The 24680-nt window shown below is 70.6% G+C and carries 20 protein-coding genes; 2 read left to right on the top strand and 18 right to left on the bottom strand.

What is annotated here, in order from left to right:
- From N6H00_RS27975 to N6H00_RS27950, 6 genes are all read right to left on the bottom strand, one after another.
- Positions 1-240 carry a hypothetical protein gene (locus tag N6H00_RS27975; protein ID WP_268974586.1) on the bottom strand — a complete coding sequence of 80 codons (240 nt, stop codon included), beginning with the start codon at positions 238-240 and terminating at the stop codon, positions 1-3.
- A gap of 272 nt (positions 241-512) precedes the next feature.
- Positions 513-2006, bottom strand: a complete 1494-nt coding sequence (gatA, locus tag N6H00_RS27970) for an Asp-tRNA(Asn)/Glu-tRNA(Gln) amidotransferase subunit GatA (RefSeq protein WP_268974585.1) — start codon at positions 2004-2006, stop codon at positions 513-515.
- A gap of 5 nt (positions 2007-2011) precedes the next feature.
- On the bottom strand, positions 2012-2308 hold the full coding sequence (gene gatC, locus N6H00_RS27965) for an Asp-tRNA(Asn)/Glu-tRNA(Gln) amidotransferase subunit GatC (protein ID WP_268974584.1): 297 nt from the start codon (positions 2306-2308) through the stop codon (positions 2012-2014).
- A gap of 192 nt (positions 2309-2500) precedes the next feature.
- Positions 2501-4597 carry a putative bifunctional diguanylate cyclase/phosphodiesterase gene (locus N6H00_RS27960; protein WP_268974583.1) on the bottom strand — a complete coding sequence of 699 codons (2097 nt, stop codon included), beginning with the start codon at positions 4595-4597 and terminating at the stop codon, positions 2501-2503.
- Between the two features lie 386 nt (positions 4598-4983).
- Positions 4984-7194 (bottom strand): NAD-dependent DNA ligase LigA, encoded by a 2211-nt coding sequence (ligA, locus tag N6H00_RS27955; RefSeq protein WP_268974582.1) that lies wholly within the window; start codon positions 7192-7194, stop codon positions 4984-4986.
- Between the two features lie 15 nt (positions 7195-7209).
- Positions 7210-8163: a methionine synthase gene (locus N6H00_RS27950; protein ID WP_268977143.1), complete on the bottom strand. Its 954-nt coding sequence runs from the start codon at positions 8161-8163 to the stop codon at positions 7210-7212.
- A gap of 124 nt (positions 8164-8287) precedes the next feature.
- On the opposite strand from N6H00_RS27950, the gene N6H00_RS27945 reads away from it, so the two are divergent.
- A complete protein-coding gene (locus N6H00_RS27945) occupies positions 8288-9553 on the top strand; it encodes an outer membrane protein assembly factor BamB family protein (RefSeq protein ID WP_268974581.1) in 1266 nt (421 codons plus the stop codon).
- A 44-nt stretch (positions 9554-9597) separates the two neighbouring features.
- Here the strand turns inward: N6H00_RS27945 and N6H00_RS27940 are convergent, their stop codons facing one another.
- The 4 genes from N6H00_RS27940 to N6H00_RS27920 all read right to left on the bottom strand — a co-directional run bounded on the left by N6H00_RS27940 (position 9598) and on the right by N6H00_RS27920 (position 13564).
- Positions 9598-10287, bottom strand: coding sequence for an SDR family oxidoreductase (locus tag N6H00_RS27940; RefSeq protein WP_268974580.1), 690 nt, complete (start codon positions 10285-10287; stop codon positions 9598-9600).
- Between the two features lie 142 nt (positions 10288-10429).
- Positions 10430-10957, bottom strand: a complete 528-nt coding sequence (locus N6H00_RS27935) for a TIGR00730 family Rossman fold protein (RefSeq protein ID WP_268974579.1) — start codon at positions 10955-10957, stop codon at positions 10430-10432.
- A gap of 489 nt (positions 10958-11446) precedes the next feature.
- Complete coding sequence (mnmA, locus tag N6H00_RS27925; RefSeq protein WP_268974578.1) at positions 11447-12607, bottom strand: tRNA 2-thiouridine(34) synthase MnmA; 1161 nt, start codon at positions 12605-12607, stop codon at positions 11447-11449.
- 45 nt (positions 12608-12652) lie between these two features.
- Positions 12653-13564 carry a TIGR03619 family F420-dependent LLM class oxidoreductase gene (locus N6H00_RS27920; RefSeq protein ID WP_268974577.1) on the bottom strand — a complete coding sequence of 304 codons (912 nt, stop codon included), beginning with the start codon at positions 13562-13564 and terminating at the stop codon, positions 12653-12655.
- Between the two features lie 157 nt (positions 13565-13721).
- Here N6H00_RS27920 and N6H00_RS27915 point away from each other — a divergent pair, with 157 nt between their 5' ends.
- Entirely contained in the window at positions 13722-14399 is a 678-nt protein-coding gene (locus N6H00_RS27915; RefSeq protein ID WP_268974576.1) for an N-acetylmuramoyl-L-alanine amidase, read from the top strand.
- A gap of 47 nt (positions 14400-14446) precedes the next feature.
- On the opposite strand, the gene N6H00_RS27910 is transcribed toward N6H00_RS27915, so the two are convergent.
- The 8 genes from N6H00_RS27910 to N6H00_RS27875 all read right to left on the bottom strand — a co-directional run bounded on the left by N6H00_RS27910 (position 14447) and on the right by N6H00_RS27875 (position 24571).
- On the bottom strand, positions 14447-15826 hold the full coding sequence (locus N6H00_RS27910; RefSeq protein WP_268974575.1) for a hypothetical protein: 1380 nt from the start codon (positions 15824-15826) through the stop codon (positions 14447-14449).
- Positions 15827-16118: 292 nt separating this feature from the next.
- Positions 16119-17288 carry a cysteine desulfurase family protein gene (locus N6H00_RS27905; protein ID WP_268974574.1) on the bottom strand — a complete coding sequence of 390 codons (1170 nt, stop codon included), beginning with the start codon at positions 17286-17288 and terminating at the stop codon, positions 16119-16121.
- A 274-nt stretch (positions 17289-17562) separates the two neighbouring features.
- A complete protein-coding gene (locus N6H00_RS27900) occupies positions 17563-18222 on the bottom strand; it encodes a trimeric intracellular cation channel family protein (RefSeq protein WP_268974573.1) in 660 nt (219 codons plus the stop codon).
- Between the two features lie 52 nt (positions 18223-18274).
- The gene (locus N6H00_RS27895) at positions 18275-19351 is read right to left on the bottom strand and encodes an ABC transporter ATP-binding protein (RefSeq protein WP_268974572.1); all 1077 of its coding nucleotides are present in this window, start codon (positions 19349-19351) and stop codon (positions 18275-18277) included.
- A gap of 20 nt (positions 19352-19371) precedes the next feature.
- A complete protein-coding gene (locus N6H00_RS27890; RefSeq protein ID WP_268974571.1) occupies positions 19372-20517 on the bottom strand; it encodes an ABC transporter ATP-binding protein in 1146 nt (381 codons plus the stop codon).
- Complete coding sequence (locus tag N6H00_RS27885) at positions 20514-21512, bottom strand: ABC transporter permease (RefSeq protein ID WP_268974570.1); 999 nt, start codon at positions 21510-21512, stop codon at positions 20514-20516. Before N6H00_RS27885 ends, N6H00_RS27890 begins: the two co-directional genes overlap by 4 nt.
- 135 nt (positions 21513-21647) lie before the next feature.
- Complete coding sequence (locus N6H00_RS27880; protein ID WP_268974569.1) at positions 21648-23408, bottom strand: ABC transporter substrate-binding protein; 1761 nt, start codon at positions 23406-23408, stop codon at positions 21648-21650.
- Positions 23409-23566: 158 nt separating this feature from the next.
- A complete protein-coding gene (locus N6H00_RS27875) occupies positions 23567-24571 on the bottom strand; it encodes an ABC transporter permease (RefSeq protein WP_268974568.1) in 1005 nt (334 codons plus the stop codon).
- Positions 24572-24680 lie beyond the last annotated feature (109 nt).

Raw genomic sequence — 24680 nt, 5'->3', positions numbered from 1 at the left:
TCAGTCCGCGAGGACGTCGTCGTCGCCCATGCGCTTGAGCTCGCGGACGAGCAGGGCGACGCCGGTGACGATGGCGGCGGCCGAGACCACCGCGTCGGCCAGCTGTAGCTTGTCGTTCTCGAGTCGGGCCTTCTTGACCTGCTTGGCCACGCTGACCGCGCCGAACAGCGACGTCGCGATGGACAGGTAGGTGCCGGGCTTGGACTTCTTGAAGCCCTTGGCCTTCTTGATCGCACTCACAGCGTCTCTCCGTTCGCTTCTCCGCCCGCGCGGCGCAGAGGTGCGGCTTCCGACGTCATCTGCGGCCCGGTGGCCGCGCGCGCGTCGCTCACAGGGTCTCTCCGTTCGCTTCTCCGCCCGCGCGGCGCAGAGGTGCGGCTTCCGACATCATCTGCGGCCCGGTGGCCGCGCGCGCGTCGCTCACAGGGTCTCTCCGTTCGCTTCTCCGCCCGCGCGGCGCAGAGGTGCGGCTTCCGACATCATCTGCGGCCCGGTGGCCGCGCGCGCGTCGCTCACAGTGACGGTGCCTCCTCAAGCAGCGGGTGGCCCCACTTGGCGGTGAGCGCGGCCTCGACCGCGGCACCGACCTTGTAGAGCCGGTCGTCGGCCATGGCGGGGGCGATGATCTGCAGTCCGACCGGCAGACCGTCCTCCGGCGCCAGACCGCAGGGCAGTGACATGGCCGCGTTCCCCGCGAGGTTCGCGGGAATCGTGCAGAGGTCGGCCAGATACATCGCCATCGGGTCGTCGGCGCGCTCGCCGATCGGGAAGGCGGTGGTCGGGGTGGTCGGCGAGACCACCACGTCGACCTGCTCGAACGCCTTCTCGAAGTCACGCTTGATCAACGTGCGGACCTTCTGCGCGGAGCCGTAGTACGCGTCGTAGTAGCCGGAGCTGAGCGCGTAGGTGCCGAGCATGATCCGGCGCTTGACCTCGGGGCCGAAGCCCTCCGCGCGGGTGAGCGCGGTGACCTCCTCCGCGGACTTCGTGCCGTCGTCGCCGGTCCGCAGGCCGTAGCGCATGGCGTCGAAGCGGGCCAGGTTGGAGGAGCACTCGGACGGCGCGATCAGGTAGTACGCGGCCAGCGCCTTGTCGAAGGACGGACAGGAGAGCTCCACGATCTCGGCGCCCAGCTCCCGCAGCAGCTCCACCGACTCGTTGAAGCGCTGCATGACACCGGCCTGGTAGCCCTCGCCCGCGAACTCCTTGACGACACCGACGCGCATGCCCTGGACACTGCCGTTGCGGGCGGCCTCGACGACCGCCGGGACCGGCGCGTCGATGGAGGTGGAGTCCAGCGGGTCGTGCCCGGCGATCACCTCGTGGAGCAGCGCCGCGTCCAGCACGGTACGGGCGCAGGGGCCGCCCTGGTCGAGCGAGGAGGAGAAGGCCACCATGCCGTAGCGGGAGACCGCGCCGTACGTCGGCTTGACCCCGACCGTGCCGGTGACGGCGGCCGGCTGGCGGATCGAGCCGCCGGTGTCGGTGCCGATGGCGAGCGGGGCCTGGAAGGAGGCCAGCGAGGCGGAGGAGCCGCCGCCGGAGCCGCCGGGGATACGGGTGAGGTCCCAGGGGTTCCCGGTGGGGCCGAAGGCGCTGTTCTCGGTCGAGGACCCCATGGCGAACTCGTCCATGTTGGTCTTGCCGAGGACGACCACGTCCGCGTCGCGCAGCCGCTTGGTGAGCGTCGCGTCGTACGGCGGGATCCACCCTTCGAGGATCTTGGAGCCGACCGTGGTCGGGATCCCCTTGGTGGTGAAGATGTCCTTCAGCGCGAGCGGAACGCCGGCCAGCGGGCCCAGCTCCTCACCGCGCTCCCGCTTCTCGTCGACGGCGCGCGCCTGGGCGAGCGCCCCCTCACGGTCCACGTGCAGGAAGGCGTGCACCTTCTCGTCGACGGCCTCGATACGGGCCAGGTGCGCCTCGGTCACCTCGACGGCGGTGACCTCGCCGGAGGCGATCCTGGCGGCGATCTCGGCCGCGGTGAGCCTGGTCAGATCGGTCACGGTGGTCACTCCTCCCCCAGGATCTGCGGCACCTTGAAACGCTGCTGCTCCTGGGCCGGGGCGCAGGCCAGCGCCTGCTGCGGGGTCAGGGACGGACGGACCTCGTCCGAGCGCATGACGTTGGTCAGCGGCAGCGGGTGAGAGGTCGGCGGAACGTCTTGGTCGGCGACCTCGGAGACGCGGGCGACCGCGCCGATGATGTCGTCCAGCTGTCCGGCGAAGTGGTCGAGCTCTTCGGCCTTCAGCTCCAGACGCGCCAGCCGGGCGAGGTGGGCGACCTCCTCGCGCGTGATGCCAGGCATGCAGCGATCCTCAGGGTGAGTGTGGAGTGTTTCGGCCCAATCCTATGGCTCCCCACGCTCGCCACGCGAAAGGCTTTGGGTGCGCCCCGTTACGGGCAGTCGTTCACGGGCGGTCGTTCCGCGGGCCGGCGGGCGCGCACCACGCCACTCACCGGCCCGCATCCGGCGACAAAACGCCGAGGGGCGACGCCCTCAGGTCACGGGCTGGTCCGCGTCCTCCTCCGCGGGAGCGGCTTCCTGGTCCGAGGGCTCCGCCGGCTCGCGGTGCCAGCCGCCCTCCCCCCGCGCCCGCAGCCACGCCGTCATCTCCTCCGGCGGCATCGCGGCGGCCACCAGCCAGCCCTGCACCGCGTCGCACCCCAGGTCCCGCAGCCGCTCCCAGGTCTCGTCGTCCTCGACGCCCTCGGCCACCACGAGCAGGCCCAGGGAGTGCGCGAGGTCGACCGTGCAGCGGACGATCTCCGCGTCCTCGTTGTCCACGGCCAGCCGGGCCACGAAGGAACGGTCGATCTTCAGCTCGCTGACCGGCAGCCGGCGCAGGTGGACCAGCGAGGAATAGCCGGTTCCGAAGTCGTCGAGCGACATCTTCACGCCGTGGCCGGTGAGCCCGGCCAGCGTGTCGGCGGCCCGCTGCGGGTCCTCCAGCAGGACGTGTTCGGTTATCTCCAGCTGGAGGGCGCCCGCCGGGACCCCGTGCCGGGCCAGCCGCCCGGCGACCGCGCCCGCGAAACCGGGGGTGTGGACGTCGCGCGGGGAGACGTTGACGGCGACCGGCACCTCGAGGCCGTCGGCGCGCCACCGCGCGACCTGGCCGAGCGCCGTCTCCAGGACGTACTCGGTCAGCCGTGGCATCAGCCCGGAGCTCTCGGCCATGGAGATGAACTCGTCCGGCGGCACCTTCCCCCGGTCCGGGTGCACCCAGCGCACCAGCGCCTCCAGGCCCGCCACATGCCCGTCGAAGCCGACCTTGGGCTGGTAGTGCAGCTCGACGTCACCCGCGTCCAGGGCGCGCCGCAGGTCGCCGAGCAGACCGAGCCGGTCGGGGGTGTTGCCGTCCCGCCGCGCCTCGTACAGCTCGACACCGCTGCGGTCCCGCTTGGCCTGGTACATCGCGACGTCGGCGCGGCGCAGCAGCCCCTCGGCGTCCAGTGCGTGGTCGGGGTAGACGGCGACCCCGGCGCTGGCCTCCAGCACCAGGGTCAGCCCGTCCAGATCGAGGGGGGAGCCGAGATCGCCGACGAGCACGCGGGCGCTGCGCTGGGCGCTGGTGAGCGAGTCGGTGGTGGGCAGCAGCACCGCGAACTCGTCACCGCCGAGGCGGGCGACCTCCGCCCCGCGCGGCAGGGCGAGCCGCAGCCGCTCGGCGATCTGGAGCAGCAGCCGGTCGCCGGCCAGATGGCCCAGGGTGTCGTTGACCGAGCGGAACCGGTCGAGGTCCAGCAGCACCAGCGCGGTCCGGGTGCCGGCCCGCTCGGCCTCGTCCAGCGCGGTCCAGGTGCGCTCCAGCAGCCACTGGCGGTTGGGCAGCCCGGTGAGCGGGTCGCGCAGCTGCTCCTCGGCGCGGACCCGGGCGATCCACAGCGTGGAGTCGAGGGCGACCAGCGGCACCGCGAACAGCGGGAGCAGCAGCGGGGTGTCCCCGGCGACGACGACGATGAGGGGGGCGATGCCGAGGAGCGCGATGCCGACGAGGGCCTGCCGGAAGAGGGCGGTGCGGGCGACGGTGGGCAGTCCGGCGCCGGGCGGGGCGAGGGAGCACCACAACAGGGCGCGGGACACGGCGAGATAGACGAAGGCCGCCAGGGCCGTCTGGGGGACGGCGGACATGTGCCAGGTGTCGGTGACCCAGGGGTGCTCGACGGAGGGGGTGGTGCCGAAGGCGGCGAGGGTGAGGGCGGCCGCGCCCACGCCGAGGATGTCGACCGCGCCGTGCAGGACCGCCTGCCGCCACCGGTGCCGGCGGGCGGCGCCGACCAGGACGACCACGGCCAGGCTGACCAGCACGGCCGGGATCCAGCCGTAGAGCAGCAGTGCGGCCAGGGTTAACGCGGCCCCCGAGCCGGTGCCGCCCCACCAGCGGTCGCGGCCGAGGGCGACCAGATGGCCGACGATGATTCCGGTGAGCACGGCGAGCGACCAGCCCACGGTGCCGTCCGGAAAGAGCGCGTTGCCCGCGTCGAGCACTCGGAAAACTCCGATGCCGAGTGCGAAAGCGGCCATGGCGGGCAGCGCGGGCAGCACGGCCCGGCGCAGCCGCGACGCCGGGGCGGCGCTTTCGGTCGGTTTCATACCCGTCCCTCTCACAGCCGGCGGTGCCAGCGCCACGGCAGGCGCACACCTCAACAGTAGGCGGCAGAAGGGGAAGACGGGCGGCGATCGGCGACGGTTCCCCGAATGCCGCCCGACGATCCATGACCTTCTGCTATGCGCTGTAAGGGTGATGCCCGCCGGCTGTAGCCGGGAAGTGCTCCCAGTCGTAATCCGGCCAGCTTTGTACCCGTTGAACGGACAAGATGGCCGGGCCACTGCGCCGGATGGGTGGAACGGCTACGCCAACCGCCGCTCCACGGGCGGTCCGTACTACTCGCGAACCACTCCCGAGGACCACTCCCGGACTACTCCCCGGCTACTCCCGGGGAGTACTCACCGGCCTACTCCCCCGCCTACTCACCTGGCTACTCACCGGCCTGCTCCCCCGACTCTTCCGGAGGCGTCAGCGCGGCCTCTCGCGCCGCGTCGGGCCCCTGTTCGAGCAGCACGCCGAATCCGCCCTCATCGAGCACGGGAACCTTCACCTGCACGGCCTTGTCGTACTTGGAACCCGGATTGTCGCCGACCACCACGAAATCAGTCTTTTTCGAAACCGATCCGGTGACTTTGGCCCCACGGCTCTGCAACGCCTCCTTGGCACCGTCCCGGGTGTACGACTGGAGCGTGCCGGTGACCACGACGGTGAGTCCCGCCAGCGGACGGGGCCCTTCGTCCTCGCCGCCCACCTCCTCCAGCCGGACCCCGGCTCGCCGCCATTTCTCGACGATCTCGCGGTGCCAGTCGACCGCGAACCACTCCTTGACCGAGGCGGCGATGGTCGGGCCCACCCCTTCCACGGCCGCCAGCTCCTCCTCGTCCGCCTCGGCGATCCGGTCCAGGGAGCGGAATTCACGGGCCAGCGCGGTGGCCGCGACGGGGCCGACATGACGGATCGAAAGACCGGTGATGATCCGGGCCAGCGGGCGCTCCTTGGCCGCCTCGATATTGGCCAGCATCGCCAGGGCGTTCTTCTTCGCCTCACCCTTCTGGGTGGCGAAGAAGGTGACGACCTTCTCCTCGCCGGTCTCCGGATCGCGCTTGGGCAGTCCGCTGTCCGGGTCGAGTACGTACGAGCGAATGGGCAGCAGTTGTTCGATCTTCAGATCGAACAGATCGCCCTCGTCCCTCAGCGGCGGTTCGGCGGGTTCCAACGGCTGGGTGAGGGCGGCCGCGGCCACATAACCGAGGTTCTCGATGTCCAGGGATTTGCGCCCCGCGAGATAGAAAATCCGCTCGCGCAACTGCGCCGGGCAGGACCGGCTGTTGGGGCACCGCAGATCGACATCGCCCTCCTTGGCGGGCTGGAGCGGCGTATCGCACTCGGGGCACGCGGCCGGCATCACGAATTCCCGCTCGCTGCCGTCCCGCAGATCGACGACCGGCCCCAGGATCTCCGGAATGACATCGCCCGCCTTGCGCAGCACCACGGTGTCACCGATCAGTACGCCTTTGGCCTTGACGACATCCTGGTTGTGCAGTGTCGCGAATTCGACCTCCGAGCCCGCGACCGTGATCGGCTCGACCACCGCATAAGGCGTCACCCGCCCCGTGCGCCCCACCCCCACCCGGATGTCGACCAGCTTGGTGTTGACCTCCTCGGGCGGGAACTTCCAGGCGATCGCCCAGCGCGGCGCCCGGGAGGTGGAGCCGAGCCGCCCCTGCAACGGGATCTCGTCCAGCTTGACGACCGCGCCGTCGATCTCGTGCTCCACCGAGTGGCGGTGCTCGCTGTCCCCGTAGTACGCGATGTACTCACGGACGCCCTCGATCGAGTCCACCACCTTGAAGTGGGCGGCGGTCGGCAGCCCCCACTCGTGCAGCAGCTCGTACGCCTGCGACAGCCGGTCGATGTCGAAGCCCTCCCGGGCGCCGATGCCGTGCACCACCATGTCCAGCGGCCGGCTCGCGGTGACCTTCGGGTCCTTCTGGCGCAGCGAACCAGCCGCCGCGTTCCGCGGGTTGGCGAACGGCGGCTTGCCGGCCTCCACCAGCCGCGCGTTCAGCTCGGCGAACCGCTCCCGGGGCAGGAAGACCTCGCCGCGCACCTCCACCAGCGCCGGGACGCGGTCGCCCGTGAGCCGGTTGGGGATCTTGGCGATCGTGCGCACATTGGGCGTGATGTCCTCGCCGGTGCGGCCGTCACCACGGGTGGCGGCGCGGGTCAGCCGCCCGTGCTCATAGGTGAGGTTGACCGCGAGGCCGTCCACCTTCAGCTCGCACAGGAAGTGGTACGAGCCGCTGCCCAGCTCCTTGGCGATGCGGTCCGCCCAGCCGGCCAGCTCCTCGTCGTCGAAGGCGTTGTCCAGGCTGAGCATCCGCTCGCGGTGCTCGACCTCGGTGAACTCCGTCTCGTACGCGCCCGCGACCTTCTGGGTGGGCGACTCCGGCGTCCTGAGCTCGGGGTACTCCTCCTCCAGCGCCTCCAGCCTGCGCAGGAGCTTGTCGAACTCCGCGTCGCTGATGACCGGGGAGTCCTTCACGTAGTACCGGAAGCGGTGCTCCTCGACCTGCTCAGCGAGCTTGACGTGCTCATCCCGTGCCTCCGCGGGCACCGTCGACTGCTGTTCGCCGGCCACCGTGTCGTCCTCCCGTTACTCAGGGTTGTCCGCGAGCGATCTCGCCGCCCGGACGCAGTGGGCCAGCGCGGCACGGGCGTACCCGGGCGACGCGCCCGCGAGCCCGCACGACGGGGTGATCACCACGGACTCCGCGAGAGTCCCCGGTGACAGCCCCAGCCTGCGCCACAGCGTCCTGACACCCCCGACGCTACCGGCAGGGTCCGACAACGGGGCATCGGTGCCCGGCACCGCGCCGATGAACAGGGACGTCCCGCCCTCCACGGCCTCCCCGATCGACTCCTCCTCACTCTCCGTGAGCAGCGACAGATCGAAGGAGACCCCCGCGACGCCCGCGCGCCGCAGCAGCCCGAACGGCACGGCCGGGGCGCACGAGTGCACCACCACCGGCCCGTCGGCCGCCTCCACCAAAGTCTGCAGCGCGCCCTCGACCACGCCCCGGTCCACGGCGGCGTGAGTGCGGTAGCCGCTGGCCGTACGGACGCTGCCGCGCAGCACCGATGTCAGCGACGGCTCGTCGAGCTGGAGTACCACCTCGGCGCCCGGGACCCGGCGGCGTACCTCCGCCAGATGCGCCCGCACCCCCTCGGCGAGCGAGGCGGTCAGATCGCGGCAGGCGCCCGGGTCGCTCAGCGCGGCCTCGCCGCCGCGCAGTTCGAGGGAGGCGGCCAGGGTCCAGGGCCCCACGGCCGACACCTTGAGCGCCCCCTGGTACCCCTGGGTGAACTCCTCCAGCGCGTCGAGGTCCTCGCCCAGCCAGGAGCGCGCCCGCCGAGTGTCCCGGCCCGGCCGGTCGCTGATCCGCCACCCGCTCGGCTCCACATGCGCGTACAGCTCGACCAGCAGCCCGGCGGTGCGCCCGATCATGTCCGCGCCGGGCCCCCGCGCGGGCAGCTCCGGCAGATACGGCAACGTCTCCAGCGACCCGGTGACGGTCTTCACGGCCTCCCGGGCATCACCGCCCGGCATCGAGCCGACGCCACTCGCGGCCCCGGCGCCCCAACTGTGCTTCTGCTTCTCGCTCACGCCGAAAGGGTAGGGGTGATCGCGACTGGATAGGGTGTCATGGTCACGCCGCAGAGACCGGGGGGGCATGGTCGTGGTCGAGGTCAACTGGCGGTCGCGCCGGTCGTTAGGGCTGTTGGTCGTTCTCGCGTTGGCCGCCGGCGCCGGGGTGACCTGGTGGCTGACCCGCCCGGACCCCCCATACGGCGAGCGGGTCAGCGGCCCGCACGGCGCGTACCCCGCCACCCTCGGCACCGGCGCCCCGGCCGCGCCCGGCCGCTTCGTGCGGAAGGTCGACAACGCCGTGGCGGTCGACGGCGGGCTCTCCTTCCATGAGGCCGACGAGAACGACGACGGCTCCCCCGAGGGCCTGACAGCCCGCAGCCTGCGTACCGGCACGACGTACTGGCACTACCAGCGGGGCGGGAACGTCATCAGGGCCGTGCGCGTCGTGGACGGCACCGCGGTCCTGCGGTACGACGACGGCACGCTGATCGCCATCGACGCGCGCTCCGCCGAGCGGCGCTGGCGCCAGGACCTTCCCAAGAAGTCCCGCTTCGGCGACCGGCTGTGGATAGCGAACGGCGTCGTGGCGACGTACACCGGGGACAAGCTCATCGCGGTCGACCTGACGACCGGGAAGCGGTCGTGGACCGCCGACGTGCCCGCATCCTGCGACCTCGGCGACGTCGTGTTCACCGTGGGCACCGCCTTCGGGGTCGAGGCCACCTGCGGCAGCGGGCCCCGCCCCGAAGACGTCGTCCTGGGGATCGACGTCCGGCGCGGCACGGTGCGCTGGCGTCACCCCGACTGGATGGGCGGCCTTCGCTATCTGCCGCTCACCGACCACACCGTGTACGCCCCCCACTGGAACAACGCGGACCGCGGGGCCGTGATCGACGTCTCCGGAACCAAGCCGGTCATCCGCACCGCGCCCAACCCGGACCTGGCCTGGGACGGACAGAACCGCACCACCGTGCTGACGACGTTCGGGAAGGAGGGCGAGCAGTGGAAGGAAAACAACGTGCTCCGAGCGCGCGGCACGGACGATGGCCGCGTCAGGTGGACCCGTCACGCGCCGAAGGACAGGAGGTTCGGCCGGGCGCTGGTCGCCGACGGCCGCGTGTACGTCGTGGAGCAGCCGCAAGAGAGCCGTCAGCGCGGTCCCGCCCGGCTCCTGGCCCTTGACCTGACAAGCGGGAAGCCGCTGCACACCGCCCCCGTACCCGTGCCTGACCGGGAGGACTCCGAGGACAGCCTGGACGTTCGGGCGGTGCGGGACGGCATCGTGGCCGTGGGATGGCAGGGCGTTCCCGGCGACGCTGCCGGCAGCCTCACCATCGTCAGCGACTGACGCCGTGACGAGGGCTCTCGGCGGAACCGGGCGGGGCGCGCCCGTCAGCCGCGCGGCCGCACCTGGAGGTCGGTGATCTCGGCGTCGCGCGGCAGGTCGAGGGCGGTCAGGATGGTCGTCGCCACGGTCTCCGGCGCGATCCAGCGCTCCGCGTCGTACGTCTTGCCCTCCTGCTGGTGCACCTTCACCTGCATCGGGGTGGCCGTGCGCCCCGGGTAGACCGTCGTCACCCGTACGCCGTTGCCGCTCTCCTCCGCGCGCAGCGCGTCGGCCAGCGCCTTGAGCCCGTGCTTGCTGGCGGCGTACGCGCCCCACTGGGGGTTGGCGCGCAGTCCGGCGCCGGAGTTGACGAAGACGACGTGCCCCTGGGCCAGCCGCAGCTGGGGCAGCAGCAGCCGGGTCAGCTCGGCGGGCGCGACGAGGTTGGCGGCGAGCTGGCGGTTCCACGCCTTCGGGGTCAGCTCCCCGATCTCGCCCAGGTCGACCACTCCGGCGATGTGCAGCAGCGAGTCCAGCCGGTCGGGCAGCGTCTGGTGGCCGAACGCCCACGACAGCTTCTCCGGGTCCGCCAGGTCACCGACGACCGTCCGCACTCCCGGGAACCGCCCCGCCAGCTCCTTCGCCCGCCCCGCGTCCCGCGCGAGCAGCCACAGCTCCTCGCCGCGCTCGGCCAGCCGCTCGGTGACCGCCGCGCCGATGCCCGAGCCTGCCCCAGTGATCAGATGCGTTCCCATGCCCCCAGCTTGCCTCACCCAGGGGTGCGCCCCGACGACGGTCCCGGCTTGGCGCGATCCCACGCCCGGAACGGGCGCGGGCTTCCCGCCGGCCGCTCCCGTCCGGTAACGGGCACGGCGCTCCCCGTAACGGGCGCGTGGACTAGACGGACTCCAGGTACGTCATGGCCTCCACCCCGTTCTCCGCGAAGAAGACCAGCTCGCTCAGCGGCACCGGCAGGAACCCCTCCTCCTCCATCCGCTGGAACTGCTGCTTCAGACCGTCGTAGAACCCCGCCGCGTTGAGCAGCACCACCGGCTTGATGTGCAGCCCGTGCTTCTTCAGCTCCAGGATCTCGGTGGCCTCGTCCAGCGTCCCGGTCCCGCCCACCATGATCACCACGGCGTCGGCACGGGCCAGCAGCTGCGCCTTGCGCTCGGCGAGGTCCTTGGCGATCACCATCTCGTCTGCGTTCTCCCGGGCCTTGGCGGCCAGGAACTCCACCGAGATCCCGACCAGCCGCCCGCCGTGCTCCTGCACGCCGTCCGCCATCACCTTCATCAGCCCGACGTCGGACCCGCCCCACACGAGGGTGTGACCGCCCTTGCCGATCAGCTCGGCGAATTCGCGGGCGGGGGCGGTGTAGCGGTCGTCGAGGTCGGCGGCGGAGCAGAAGACGCAGATGTTCATGGCCGCCACTCTACGAGCCGGGTCGGACACCCACCCTCACCCACCCACACGGCTCCGCGCCACGCGGAGGGTGTCAAGGACACGGCGATACCGGCCCTGACCGTCACCGCGCCCGCCTGGGCGGACTTCATCGCCTTCGCCGTCCGCCAGCCCCGGGCCAACATCAACTGAGCGTGGTCAGATGCCTTGCGGCGTGGTGGACGCGATCGCCCGTCGGCGTCCACGGCTGCGTCGTCACCAAGAGCCTCCTGTCGGACCGGATGCCGAGTGGCCGTCGCCCGGTGGGGCGGTCGCTCCCCGACGGCGCCTCCATCCGCATCGACGCGCTCTGCGCCCACTTCAAGGAGGGCCGGGCCCGCATCTCCGCCGCGCTCAACGAGCTGGAGGCGGAGGGCTGGCTGGAGCGGCGGGTCGAGCGGGGGCCGGGCGGTCGGATCAGCGCCGTCACGTCGGCGTGTCGCTGTTTGGTGCGAGCGGGAGGCGTCGGCCTCAGCTCGCCGTCGCCGTCCGGGCCGCCGCCCGTTCGGTCGTCGCGATGGTCGCCGAGCCGACCACGCGGGTGTCGTCGTAGAGCACGATCGCCTGGCCCGGGGCGACGCCGCGTACCGGCTCGGTGAAGGTCACCCGCAGCTCACTGCCCCCGATCGGCTCGGCCGTCACCTCGGTCTCGCCGCCGTGGGCGCGCAGCTGGGCGGTGTAGGTGCCGGGGCCCGTCGGCGGGGCTCCGCACCAGCGCGGCTTGATGGCGGTGAGCGCCGCGACGTCCAGGGCCTCGACGGGGCCGACCGTGACCGTGTTGTTCACCGGGGAGATGTCCAGGACGTAGCGCGGCTTGCCGTCGGGCGCCGGGTGGCCGATGCGCAGGCCCTTGCGCTGGCCGATGGTGAAGCCGTACGCGCCCTCGTGGGTGCCCAGCTTGCGGCCGTCCTCGTCGACGATGTCGCCCTCGGCCGTACCGAGGTGCTTGGCCAGGAAACCCTGGGTGTCGCCGTCGGCGATGAAGCAGATGTCATGGCTGTCGGGCTTCTTGGCGACGGCCAGGCCCCGCCGCTCCGCCTCCGCACGGATCTCGTCCTTGGTCGTCAGGGTGTCGCCGAGGGGGAACATCGCGTGGGCGAGCTGGCGCTCGTCGAGCACGCCGAGGACGTAGGACTGGTCCTTGGCCATGTCGCTGGCCCGGTGCAGCTCCCGGGAGCCGTCCTCGCGCGTGACGATCGTGGCGTAGTGCCCGGTGCAGACGGCGTCGAAGCCGAGGGCGATGGCCTTGTCCAGCAGCGCGGCGAACTTGATCTTCTCGTTGCAGCGCAGGCACGGATTGGGGGTGCGGCCCGCCTCGTACTCGGCGATGAAGTCCTCGACCACGTCCTCGCGGAAGCGCTCGGCGAGGTCCCACACGTAGAAGGGGATGCCGATCACATCGGCGGCGCGCCGCGCGTCCCGCGAGTCCTCGATGGTGCAACAGCCACGGGCGCCGGTGCGGAACGACTGCGGATTGGCGGAGAGCGCGAGGTGGACGCCGGTCACATCGTGGCCCGCCTCGGCCGCCCGCGCGGCGGCGACCGCGGAGTCCACACCGCCGGACATGGCGGCGAGGACGCGCAGCCGACGGCCGTCGCGAGGACCTGTGGGCGCACCGGGGAAGTCAGTCATAACCAGGCCAGCATAAAGCCACGTGTGCGGCTACTGCCGCGCCGCTCAGCTCGCGCGGGCCCGCTCCAGCACCCGCTCGACGAGGTCCAGGGCCTGGTCGGCGTTCTTCGCGAGGTAGGTCGGATCGACGAAGGCGTGCTGGACGCCCGCCTCCCGCTCGGCCCGGACCAGGGTCGTCACGATGTCGTCCACGGAGGCGTCGGCGCTTGGGTTGATGCGCAGGATCACGTCGAACGCCGCCGGGTCCCGTCCCTCCCGCTCGACCGCCGCCCGTACCCCGCCCAGCTGCTCGGTGAGCGCGGCGACGGGGTCGGGGGCTCCGGGCTTGGCGGGTACGACCGCGACGGGCAGCCAGCCGTCGGCGCGCCGGGCCACCCGGCGCACGGCCGCGGGGGCGAAGGCGGCGAGGTAGACCGGCGGGTGGGGGCGGGAGGCCGGTTTGAGGTCGATGTGGGAGGCGGGCACGGTCCAGTGGTCTCCGCGGTACTCGACCGGGTTCTCGGTCCACCAGACGTGCAGGGCGTCGAGGCATTCGTCGAGGCGCCGGCCGCGCTCGCTCATGGGGATGTCCACGGCCTCGTACTCCTCGGGGGACCAGCCGGTGCCGAGTCCGACCAGCAGCCGGCCCCCGCTCAGCAGGTCGATGGTGGTGAGGGAGCGGGCGAGCACCGCGGGCGGGTACCAGGGGGCGTTGATGACGTCGCTGCCGAGCCGCACCCGCTCGGTGGCCGCGGCGGCGGTGGCCAGCACGGTGAAGGGGTCCAGCGCGGTGCGGAATTCCGGCGGGATCACATCGGTACCCCCGTAGCCGACGCTCGGGTCGACCGGGGCGAGCAGGCGGTCGCCGACCCACAGGCTGTCCGCGCCGAGCTCCTCGGTCCGGCGGGCAAATCTCGCGATGTCCTCGGGCTGGTGGGCCAGCGGGCCGAACTGGGGGAGGGCGAAACCGATGCGCATACCGTCAGCTCCTCGTCGAGCGGATGGACACAGACCATGGACAGTTCAACGTTCATCTACACCGGAGACCAGAGGGCGACGGCGCGGAACGAACGGTTCCCGCCATGATCCGGAAAATGTCGGAACCGGACGGCCTCCGCCGCGCGTTGAACCCTCCGTGAGCGAGACCACGACCGGCGGCGGACGCCGGGTCAGCAGACGTACGCTGCTGCTCGGCGGCTCGGCGGCCGGGCTCGGCGCGGCCGGTGTCGCGGCGTATGCCGCGCGGGACGAACTGGCCCGGATGTGGTGGCGGCTGCCCGGCATCGAGAAGCCGCGCACGGCGGGCGCGGTCGACCAGCCGGGCGCGGAGTGGATCGCGGCCTCGGGGGCCAACTGGCGGTGGGCGGACCGGCCGGACGACTACCCGATCGACCGGGTGGTGATCCATGTGGTCCAGGGCAGCTACGACGACGCGGTGCGGGTCTTCAAGGACCCCGAGCACCTCGCCGCGGCGCACTACATCGTGCGCCGCGACGGGCATATCGCTCAGATGGTCCGCGAGCTGGACGTGGCGTTCCACGCGGGCAACCGCCCGTACAACGAGCGCAGCATCGGCATCGAGCACGAAGGGTGGGTCAGCGAGCCCAGCTCCTTCACGGACGCGATGTACCGCTCCTCGGCACGGCTGACCGCGTCGATCTGCGAGCGGTACGACATACCGAGGGACCGGGAGCACATCGTCGGCCATGTGGAGGTGCCGGGCACCGATCACACCGACCCGGGCCGCCACTGGGACTGGGACCGCTATATGCGGCTGGTGCGAGCGGTGCGCGTGGAGCAGCCCGCGAGCTGACCGGCCCGCGATCAGGGCGTGCGGATCAGGCCGTGCGGATCAGCGGATCAGGCCGTGCCGAAGACGACCGCGAGCGGGCGGGTCCCGCCGTCGCCGCTGGTGGGCCTGGACGCCCGGCTGTCGCCGATGTACAGCCGCTTGCCCTTGTAGATCATGGTGCAGTCCCCGTAGACGTCCATGCCGGATTCCGCGTCCTTCATGTCGTCCGGGTGCTTCTGGAGCGTCTCCATGGCGAACGACGTGGGGTCGATGCGCACGACTCCGCCCGCCTCGCTGTACATCGAGCCCAGATAGGCGATGAGGGAGCCGTCCTTTTCGGTCTGGACGGGGGTCAGCGACCGGCTCTCGGCCATCTTCGTCCTGCCGGTCTCCTTGCCGGTCTTCAGGTTCAGGCCGGTGATCCGGTCCCCCGGGCCGCCGTGGTCCACGTCCACCTCCGAGGAGAGGTAGAGGGTGCTGCTCGCCTTGTCGAGGGCGAGCTCGGTGCACCCCTCGACGCTCGTGGCCGGGCAGTTGGGCTGGTACCCCTTGGCCAGCACGTCGATCGTGCTGAGCAGCTTGCCCCGTTTGCCGCTGTCGTCGATGGTCAGGATGTCCGTGGTGCCCGTTCCGGCGTCCGAGTCGCCGGTGTCGACGGCCACGACGAGCGGCGCGGTGGAGATCACGTGTGCGTACTCGACCTTCTCGTCCAGCGGGTAGGACGAGGTCACCGCACGGGTCCGGGGATTCACCGTCTGCACCTCCAGCCGCTGGGTGCTGGAGTCCTCGCTGTCGCAGCCCCGGATCGCGACGATCTTGTCATCGCCGCCCGCGTAGCCGTTGTCGTCGCAGTCCGCGAGGTACTCCGGCTTCCACAGGGGTGTGCCGTCCAGCGACCAGGCTCCCCCGCCGCCGCTGCCGCCGGCGGCCACGGTGCCACCGCCGATGGTGACCTGGTCGAACTGCACCCCGGCGTTGCCCTCGGTGTCCGACCCCTCCTTCTGCCAGACCAGCTTGCCCTTCTTCAGGTCGACCAGACCGACCTGGGTGCACAGCGCGTCTTCCCCTGCGCCATCCCGGAACAGGACCGCGGTCAGACCCTCCTCGGTCATATGCGGTGACGCCCAGCAGATCTGTCCGTCGAGCGGTATCTTCCACTTCGACGTGGCACCGTCGAGCGAGTAGCCGACGATTTCATTGACCTCACCCTTGACGAAATTCGTGTCCGTCACCCAGGTGCCCATGGTGTTGGTCTCCTTGCCGACCTTCGGCATGGCGACCTTGCCCAGCGTCTTCGCCTGGGCGCCCCCGGAGGACCCTCCGCTCTTACCGCCGTCGTCATCACCTCCGGACCCGCAGCCGCTGACCAGGGCGACCGCGAGGACCCCGCCCGCGATGAGCTTCAGGGCCGGTTTGGCACGCCGGCCCGACGGCGACGACGGTCGCATCGGCCCACGCGGCCGCGCGGGCCGATGCGGTGATGGGTGGTGCGGCGGCAGCGAAGGCTGCGACATCGATGAACTCCCGGATTTCCCCGTTGCAAAACAACCTGCGAGATGACGTATGCGCTTTCCGCGCATGGCAGGTCCGTTGACGGGGTAAATCCTTTCCCACGAATCTCCGCGTTTTCAAGCGGAAACCGCTGTTCCGTAGGTCAGGTGAAATGACCGGGAGAACAATGGGAATTCCCTGGTTATGATGGGCCGCGTTCCGGTGCTTTTACTCGCTCCGGCGGGTCGGTCAGCTCAGCCCCGCGCCGCGCGCCCGCTCCACCGCCGGGCCGATCGCCTCCGCGACGGCCTCGACATCGGCCTTGGTCGAGGTGTGGCCGAGCGAGAAGCGCAGGGTGCCACGGGCCAGGTCGGGGTCGCTGCCGGTGGCCAGGACCACATGGCTGGGCTGGGCGACACCGGCCGTGCAGGCCGAGCCCGTCGAGCATTCGATGCCCTGCGCGTCCAGCAGCAGAAGCAGCGAATCGCCCTCGCAGCCGGGGAAGGAGAAGTGGGCGTTGGCCGGCAGCCGGCCCGCCGGGTCGGGGTCGCCGCCGAGCACGGCGTCGGGGACGGCCGTACGGACGGCGGTGATCAGCCCGTCGCGCAGCGCGCCGATCTCGCGGGCGAACTCCTCACGGCGCTCGGCGGCGTACGCACCGGCGACCGCGAAGGCGGCGATGGCCGGGGTGTCGAGGGTCCCGGAACGCACCGAACGCTCCTGACCGCCGCCGTGCAGTACGGGCACGGGGGTGTGCTCACGGCCGAGCAGCAGCGCGCCGATGCCGTAGGGACCGCCTATCTTGTGGCCGCTGACGGTCATCGCGGCCAGCCCCGAGGCGGCGAAGTCGACCTCGACCTGACCGAACGCCTGGACCGCGTCGGCATGCAGCGGAACGCCGAATTCTGCCGCGGTGGCGGCGAGTTCGCGGACCGGCTGGATGGTGCCGATCTCGTTGTTGGCCCACATGACGGTGGCGAGGGCGACGTCCGAGGGGTCGCGGGCGATCGCCTCGCGCAGCGCGTCGGGGTGGACCCGCCCGAGGGAGTCGACCGGCAGCCATTCGACCCGTGCCCCCTCGTGCTCGGCGAGCCAGTCGACGGCGTCGAGGACGGCGTGGTGCTCGACGGGGCTGGCGAGCACCCGGACGCGGCTCGGGTCGGCGTCCTTGCGGGACCAGTAGAGCCCCTTCACCGCGAGGTTGTCGGCCTCGGTCCCACCGGCGGTGAAGACGACCTCGCTCGGGCGGGCGCCCAGCGAAGCGGCGAGGGATTCACGCGACTCCTCGACGGTACGGCGGGCACGCCGGCCGGCGGCGTGCAGCGAGGAGGCGTTGCCCGTGACGGCGAGCTGGGCGGTCATCGCCTGCACCGCCTCCGGGAGCATCGGGGTGGTGGCGGCGTGGTCGAGATAAACCATGGTGCCCCGATTCTACGAGGCGTTGCGGGAGTGCGACGTACCGCGTGCCTGTGCGCACGGCTTCCGCGCCGCCTTCCGCCCCGTCTTACCCCGCCGCCTCGCCATGCCCCTCGACAGCGAGACCGCACCTACCGCAGCGCCTCCGGCGAGGTCCGCTGGGCCGAGCTCGGCTCACCGGACGCGCCGCCGGTCGTGCTCTGCACGGCACGCCGTTCTCGTCGTACGTGTGGCGGGGAGCTGATCCCGGGCGCCGGCCGCCTGGTGCAGGAGGACGTCAGACCTCCTCCGTCGCCGTGCTGCGCCGGTTCCACGCCCTCGGCGCGCGCCAGCCGAACCGCATCGCCAGCAGCCGGGCCACGAACGCCACGGCGGCCGCGAGCGCGCTGGTGGCGGCCGTCAGGACGTGGAAGTGGAGCAGCAGGGCCGCGATCGAGGCGCCGACGAGGGCCGGGACGGCGTACAGGTCCCGGTCCCAGCGCAGCAGCGAGGGCACCTCATGGGCGAGCAGGTCGCGGAGCACACCGCCGCCGACCGCCGTGGCCATGCCGAGGGTCACGGACGAGGTGAGACCGAGTCCGAAGTCATGGGCCTTCATCGTGCCCTCGACGCAGAACAGCCCCAGTCCGGCCGCGTCGAAGACGCCGACCGCCGCCGTGATCCGCTCGACCTCGGGGTGCAGGAAGAAGACGATGGCGGTGGCGACGAGCGGGGTGAGGAAGTAGCCGAGGTCGGTGAAGGCGATGGGCGGCACCGCGCCGATCACCAGGTCGCGGAAGACCCCGCCGCCCAGCGCGGTGACCTCCGCGAGCACCGCCATGCCGAAGACATCGAAGTTCTTGCGCACGGCGAGCAGCGCGCCGGATATCGCGAAGACGAAGATCCCGGCGACTTCGAGGGCGTGCTGGACGGACGGGGTGAACAGTTCGATGAGCACCCGCCATTGTTAACAGCGGATGCCCCGAGCCCGGTCCCGGCCCCGTCCCGTCTCAGCTGTCGGTCTTCTTCGTCACCTTCCGTGCCGACTCGGCCCCGGCCTTCTCCTGCGGTACCTGGTCCGATGCGTTCTCCGGGTGGTGGCAGGCCACCTGGTGGCCGGTGGCCAGCGCCACCAGCGGCGGCTCCTGGCTCTTGCACACTTCGGTCGCCTTCCAGCACCGGGTGTGGAAGCGGCAGCCGGACGGCGGGGAGATCGGCGAGGGCACATCGCCCTTGAGCAGGATCCGCTCACGCTTGGCGCGCCGCCTGGGGTCCGGCACCGGCACCGCGGACAGCAGCGCCTTGGTGTACGGGTGCATGGGCCGCTCGTAGAGGTCCTTGCGGTCCGCCAGCTCGACGATCTTCCCGAGGTACATCACCGCGATCCGGTCCGAGACGTGCCGGATGACCGACAGGTCGTGCGCGATGATCACGTAGGTGAGGCCCAGCTCTTCCTGGAGGTCATCCAGCAGGTTGACCACCTGCGCCTGGATCGACACGTCCAGCGCCGAGACCGGTTCGTCGGCGACGACCAGCTTGGGCTTGAGGGCCAGCGCGCGAGCGATGCCGATGCGCTGCCGCTGACCGCCGGAGAACTCGTGCGGGTAGCGGTTGTAGTGCTCGGGGTTGAGCCCGACCAGCGCCAGCAGCCGCTGGACCTCCGCCTTGATGCCGCCCTCCGGGGTGACGCCCTGGAGCCGGAAGGGCGCGCTGATGATCGCGCCGACGGTGTGCCGGGGGTTCAGCGAGGAGTACGGGTCCTGGAAGATCATCTGGACGTCACGGCGCATCGGCCGCATCTGGGCGGTGCCCAGGTGGGTGATGTCCTTGCCCTCGAACTCGATCTTTCCCGAGGTGGGTTCGAGCAGCCGGGTGACCAGCCGCCCCATGGTGGACTTGCCGCAGCCCGACTCGCCCACCACGCCCAGGGTCTCCCCCGGCCGGACGTCGAAGTCGAGCCCGTCGACCGCCTGCACCGCACCGGCCTGCCGTTGCAGCAGCCCCTTCTTGATGGGGAAGTGCTTGACCAGGCCCGACACCTTGAGCAGGGGCTCGGGCGACGTCGTCGCCTTCTCCGGGACCGTCATCTTCGGATCCTTCGTGTCGGTCACAGCTTCGGCGCAATCTCTTCGGTCCAGATCCGGGTGCGCTCCTCCTGCGTCATATGGCACGCGGAGAAGTGCCCGCCACCGCCGGCCTCCCGCAGCTCCGGCCGCTCGGTACGGGTGATGTTGTCCTTGGGCACATCGGCGTACGGGCAGCGCGGGTGGAAGGCACAGCCGGACGGCACATTGATCAGGCTGGGCGGGGAGCCCTTGACCGGGATGAGCCGATCGGTCTGGTCGCGGTCGATCCGGGGCATCGAGCCCAGCAGCCCCCAGGTGTACGGGTGCTGGGGCTCGTAGAAGACCTTCTCGGCCGGGCCGCGCTCGACACAGCGGCCGCCGTACATCACCAGCAGGTCGTCGGCGAGCTCGGCGACCACGCCCAGGTCATGGGTGATGATGATGACCGCGGAGCCGAACTCCTTCTGGAGGTCGCGGATCAGGTCGAGGATCTGCGCCTGCACGGTGACGTCCAGGGCGGTGGTCGGCTCGTCGGCGATCAGCAGCTCGGGGTTGTTGACCAGCGCCATCGCGATCATCGCGCGCTGCCGCATCCCGCCGGAGAACTCATGCGGATAGCTGTCCACGCGCTTGTCGGGCTGCGGGATGCCGACGCGGTCCAGCAGCTCGATCGCGCGCTTGCGGGCCACCTCCTTGGTGACCTGGTGGTGCACCCGGTACGCCTCGACGATCTGACGGCCGATGGTGTAGTAGGGGTGCAGCGCGGACAGCGGGTCCTGGAAGATCATCGACATCTCGCGGCCGCGCAGCTTGCGCACCTCGTCGGGGTCGGCGCCGAGCAGCTCCTGGCCGTTCAGCCAGATCTCACCGGAGATCCGCGCCTTGCGGCGGCCGTACTGCCCGGCGGTGTGCAGCCCCATGATGCCGAGCGAGGTGACCGACTTGCCGGAACCGGACTCGCCGACGATGCCGAGGGTCTTGCCCTTCTCCAGCCGGAAGCTGAGCCCGTCCACGGACTTCACCAGACCGTCGTCGGTCGGGAAGTGCACGCGCAGGTCACGCACCTCGAGGAAGGCGGTGGGGGCGGGCGAGCCGGCCGCGGCCACCTCGCCCACCGCGGCGGTCCCGGTGGCCGGCTGATCGCCGGCGCCGCCCTCGGGCTGTCCGGACTTGGTCATATCGGTCATCCGAGCCTCACTCGCGGGTCGATGACGGCGTACAGGAGGTCCACGACGAGGTTGGCGACCACGATGAAGATGGCCGCGATCAGGGTGACGCCGAGGATGACCGGCAGGTCCTTGTCGGTGATCGCGTTCACCGCGAGCCGTCCGAGGCCGGGCAGGTTGTAGGTGGACTCGGTGAGGACCGCGCCGCCCAGCAGCGCGCCCAGGTCGAGGCCGAGCAGGGTGAGGATCGGGGTCCAGGTCGAGCGCATCGCGTGCCGGCCGATGACCACCCGTTCCCGCAGGCCCTTGGCGCGGGCGGTGCGGATGTAGTCCTCACCCATGATCTCCAGCATGGTGGCCCGGGTGAGCCGGGCGTACATCGCCGCGTAGAGGAAGGCGAGGGTGATCCACGGGAGGATCAGGCTCTCGAACCACATCGCCGGATCGTCGCCGAACGGCTTGTAGTCCACGTTGACCCACTTCAGCGAGTAGCTGAAGATCGCCAGCGAGAGCAGACCGGTGAAGTAGATCGGCAGCGAGACACCGGCCAGCGCGACCGTCATCGCCGAGCGGTCCCACAGGCTGCCCCGGCGCAGCGCGGAGACGACACCGGTGGTGATGCCGCCGATCAGCCACAGCAGACAGGCGCCCGCGGCGAGCGAGAGGGTGACCGGCATCGCGTCGGTCAGCTGCGGCCACACCGCCTGCTCGGTGCGGAAGGAGTAGCCGAAGCAGGGCGCCGGGCAGTGGGTGACATCCGTGCCGTTGGCGTAGTCCCGGCCGACGAAGAGGCCCTGGACGAAGTGCCAGAACTGCACCAGGACCGGATCACCGAGCTGGAGCTTTTCCCGGATGCCCTCGATGGCCGCGGGGTCGGCCTGCTTGCCGACGAACAGCAGCGCGGGGTCGGTACCGGCCCACTTCGGGATCACGAAGAAGATGGCGAAGGTCGTGAGGGTGACGACCAACAGCATCACGACGACGGCGAACAAGCGCCGGATGAGATAAGCAAGCACTGTGCGCGGCCCAGGGGTGGCCCGTGGTCCCCCGGAGGAGGGGGATCACGGGCCACCACCCGCGGCCATCACCTGCCCTTCGGGCCTATCGGGTGCGGCGAGGTTGAGGTGTGCGGCGGATCGGGTGACCGGCCGTCACTTGACGACGCCCAGCTGGGAGTAGTCGTAGCGGCCGTTGTAGGCCGCCGACGAGAAGGCGTTCGTCAGCCGCGAGCTGCGCCAGGTGATGTTCTTCTCGTAGATGAACGGCATCTGCACGGCCAGGTCGCTGACCTTGTGGTTCATCTGCTGGTAGATGGCACCGGCCTTGGTGGGGTCGGTCTCCTTGAGCGCCTCGTCGAAGAACTTGTTGATCTCCGGGTCATTGGTCTCGGAGACGTTGTAGTTACCGGTCTGCTCGATGAAGCGGCCGTCGATCAGCGGCTGGGAGAAGCCCTGGCCGGTGGGGAAGTCCGGGCCCCAGCCGGTCATCGACAGGCCGTAGCCGCGCTTCTTCATCACCGACGGCGAACCGGTGATGCTGGCGGAGGACTGGCCCTGGATCGGCTCCACGTTGAGGGTGATGCCGACCTTCTTCAGCGACGCCTGGAGCGCCTCGGCGGCCTCGACCTCGGCGGGCTGGTCGTTGCGGGCCACGATGGTGGTGGAGAAGCCGTTCGGCTTGCCGCACTGCTTCAGCTCGTCCTTGGCCTTGGCCGCGTCCGGCTTGCCGCCGCGCTTGAGGATGCCGTACGGGTCGTAGTCGTCCGCGCCCTTGACGCTCTTGGGGAGCATGTTGGTGGCGAGGTCACCGCCGGCCTGCGGGCCGCCGCGGGTGGTCTGGATCGACTTGTAGTCGGCGCCGTAGATGACCGCCTTGCGGCAGTGGATGTTGTCGAACGGCTTGACCTTGGTGGCGATGTCGACGTACCGGACGAAGCTGGTGGTGATGTTGTCGACGTTGCCCTTGTGCTGCTTGAGCGCGTCGTTGCGGCCCGAGGGGGTCATGCCGGTGGCGCTGAGGAAGACGTCGTAGTCACCCTTGATCAGCAGCCGGTCTATCGCCTCGAGGTTGGAGTTGAAGGTGACCGTGACCTTGTCCGGCAGGGCCGGGCGGATCGGGTCGGACTCCTTCTTCCAGTTCGGGTTGCGGACCAGCGACAGGCTCTTGCCCGGGGTGTACGACTGCACCTTGTACGGGCCGGAGGAGAACGGCCGGTTGGTGTACTTGGCGCCGGTGTCCTTGTCCGCCTTCACCGGAGAGCCGGTCGGCATCGCGAGCATCTGCTCGAAGTCACCGTTGGGCTTGGCGAGGTGGAAGACCACGGTCTTCTCGTCCGGGGTCTGGATCGCCTTGAGGCCCAGCTTGTCCTTGGACTTGTCCTTGTAGGGACCCTTGTACTCGCCCTTGGGGTCCAGGACCTGGCGCAGATAGCCGGGACCGCCGGAGACCACGTCCTTGGCCCAGATGCGCTCGATGCCGTACTTGACGTCCTGGGCGGTGATCGGGGAGCCGTCCTCCCAGGTGATCCCGTCGCGCAGGGTGTAGGTGTACGTCTTGCCGCCGTCTGTGATCTTGGCGGTGGAGGTGGCGAGGTCCGGGACCAGCTCGTTGGCGGCGTTGCCCGGCTTGGGTGCGTAGGAGATCAGTTGGCGCGCGTAGAAACGCGAGAAGTCCCAGGCGAAGCCGTAGTACTGACGCTGCGGGTCGAGGGAGTCGAACTCCTGCTTGTTGATGAACTTGAGGGTGCCGCCCTTCTTGGCGGACTTGTTGGCGATGCCCTTCACCGCGGCGTTGAACCCGGGACCCGAGCCCTCGTCGTCGGAACCGCCGCCGCCACAGGCCGCGGTGGCCAGGAGAGCGCCTACGACAGCCGCCGCTCCGGCGATCCGCCTGCTTCTCGAGAGCCGTTTCATAGTGGTTGCAACCTCCGGGGTAGCGGTTCTGGGCATGGCGCCGCGGAATTCTTCGGGGAGCCTTCTGCCGGCTGTGGCAGGGGCTGATGCGTTCGGGTGCGGCAGGCCCTGCGCGGTGGGTGCCGCGGCCTGCGCGGACGGTGCCGCGGGCCTCGCCGTCATCGGGTGCCCTTCGGGTCGAGCGCGTCGCGGACGCCGTCGCCGAAGAGGTTGAAGGCCAGCACCGTGATGAAGATCGCCGCACCCGGGATGATCATGAACATCGGGTCGTCCTCATAGGTGCCGACCGCCTTGGAGAGCATCTGCCCCCAGGATGCGGTGGGCGGCTTCACGCCCGCCCCGAGGAAGCTGAGCGCGGCCTCGGTGAGGATGTTGGTGGGGATCATCAGCGTCGTGTAGACGGTGATCGGCGCCACCAGGTTGGGCAGCAGCTCGCGGAAGAGGATGTAGCGCCGGCCGGCGCCCAGGCTCCGCGCGGCCTCGATGTACTCCTTCTCGCGCAGCGACAGCGTCTGGCCGCGCACGATACGGCCGACGTACGGCCAGCCGAAGAAGCCGATCACCGAGACCAGGATGGCGATGCGCACCCCGCTGCCGGTGAGTCCCAGCAGATCGTTGGGGAGCACCGAGACCAGGGAGATGATGAAGAGCAGCTGCGGGAAGGCCAGCAGCATGTCCATCACCCGGCTGATCAGCGAGTCCACCCAGCCGCCGAAATATCCGGCGATGATGCCGAACACGGTGCCGAGGACCACCGCGACCAGCGCCGCGAGGAAGGCCACCAGCAGCGAGATCCGGGCGCCGTAGACGACCCGGCTGAACACGTCGCGGCCGTTGGACGGCTCCACGCCGAAGAGGAAGTCCGAGCTGATACCGCCCAGTCCGCCCTTCGGGGTGCCGAACAGCGGGTCGATCTCCTCCTGGTGGAACTCGTTGGGCGGATGCCCGAGCAGACTCACGATCAACGGGGCGAAGATCGCCACCAGGATCAGAAAGACGACAACGATGCCACCCGCCAGCGCGAGCTTGTCTCGCTTCAAACGCGTCCAGGCGATCTGGCGCAGCGATCTGCCCTCGACGGATGCCTTGACCACATCCGCCGCTACATCGGCAGTCGCGACCGGATCGCTGTCCGTGCTCGTGCCGTGCAATGGTGCCGTCATCGTGGTGGAGACCCCTCTCGACCGGTGGTGACCGGCCCACGACTCGCCGCTGTGGCGGCTCTGTTCACAACCTGGGCGAAAGTCGCGTTGTCGTACGGAACCTTGTCGG

The organism is Streptomyces sp. S465, from assembly GCF_026898115.1.
In the GTDB taxonomy this organism is placed as follows: domain Bacteria; phylum Actinomycetota; class Actinomycetes; order Streptomycetales; family Streptomycetaceae; genus Streptomyces; species Streptomyces luomodiensis.
This window is presented reverse-complemented; position numbering and strand designations above follow the sequence as displayed.